3 rRNA genes are annotated in these 722 nt (G+C 50.7%); all 3 read left to right on the forward strand.

The features are described 5' to 3' along the window. A 16S ribosomal RNA gene (locus tag HFP08_RS28910) occupies positions 1-86 on the forward strand; the annotation flags it as partial. 207 nt (positions 87-293) lie between these two features. Beyond that, positions 294-410: ribosomal RNA gene (gene rrf, locus HFP08_RS28915) — 5S ribosomal RNA — on the forward strand. Between the two features lie 220 nt (positions 411-630). Continuing rightward, positions 631-722: ribosomal RNA gene (locus tag HFP08_RS28920) — 23S ribosomal RNA — on the forward strand; the annotation flags it as partial.

Genomic DNA, 722 nt, shown 5'->3' on the forward strand with positions numbered 1-722 from the left:
GCCAGCCGCCGAAGGTGGGGTAGATGATTGGGGTGAAGTCGTAACAAGGTAGCCGTATCGGAAGGTGCGGCTGGATCACCTCCTTTCTAAGGATTATCCCGTTCCTGCGAGGAACGGATACAGGAAGCTTTGCTTTCATTAGTAAGACCCCTCAGGCAGAGGTTCTCGCTCACTCGTTGTCAGTTTTGAAAGATTAATCATCTTCTTTATGATGAATTTTCTTTCCAATGAAATACATGGTTGGGTCTTTTGCTGAAGTTATTCAGGAAGAAACTCGTCCGCAAAAACACCTGTTTGGTGGCGATGGCGGAGGGGAACCACGCGTTCCCATACCGAACACGACCGTTAAGCCCTCCAGCGCCGATGGTACTTGGACCGCAGGGTCCTGGGAGAGTAGGACGTCGCCAAGCGGGTAAGTCATTACCCCGAGCGTGAGTAACACGACGCTTCATTTGTTCCTTGAAAACTGGATAACGAAAGTAAAAAGAAGAAGCAATTCTTCTGCTGAAACATCCTTTAGCTGAATTAAATAGCAGCAAGCGGAGTTGGCGAAAGCGAGCGAGGTTTTGCTGTGAGTGAAGGTTGTTCGAGATTGACCCAATAGGGCAAGCCGAATCAACCGGAACGCCAGGTTAAGCTAGTAAGAGCGCACGGAGGATGCCTAGGCACCAGGAGCCGAAGAAGGACGTGGCGAACAACGATACCGCCTCGGGGAGCCGTAA

Origin of the sequence: Paenibacillus sp. HB172176 (assembly GCF_011947265.1) — a bacterium.
GTDB lineage: Bacteria > Bacillota > Bacilli > Paenibacillales > Paenibacillaceae > Pristimantibacillus.